Annotated in this window: 1 protein-coding gene; it reads right to left on the bottom strand. The window is 62.2% G+C overall.

Annotated elements, in window-relative coordinates; genetic code table 11:
• Positions 1–320: type VI secretion system tube protein TssD (tssD, locus tag ACF8GB_RS06690; protein ID WP_392475146.1), on the bottom strand; the 320-nt coding region annotated here is incomplete at both ends.

The raw sequence follows: 320 nt of genomic DNA, 5'->3' as shown, positions 1-320 counted from the left end.
TAGGCCATGCTGACCTCGATCAGCTGGGTGTAGCCGGACTTGCTGGTGTCCTGGGCGTGCGGCAGCACGGTGTTGATGTCGACGATGGTGGCGTCTTCGAGCAGGGTGGTGAAGAAGTGTTCCTGCTTGCCCTCGACCGAAGTGCGGAACCACTGGGTTTCCACCTTGCTCAGGGTTTCGCCGGTAGCCAGGGCCTGGTACAGCAGCGGGATAGCCTTGTTCAGCGCGCAGGTGAAGACGAACGGCTTATGCACACGCTGGCCGGACGGTTGGCCGCTTTGCGGGTCGGTAGGGGTGGTGACGCGGTGCTTGATTTCCTG

Origin of the sequence: Pseudomonas sp. xss_4, assembly GCF_043104125.1 — a bacterium.
Taxonomy (GTDB): Bacteria; Pseudomonadota; Gammaproteobacteria; order Pseudomonadales; family Pseudomonadaceae; genus Aquipseudomonas; species Aquipseudomonas parafulva_B.
The sequence above is the reverse complement of the archived record's forward strand: the minus strand, read 5'-3'. Positions and strand labels throughout refer to the sequence as shown.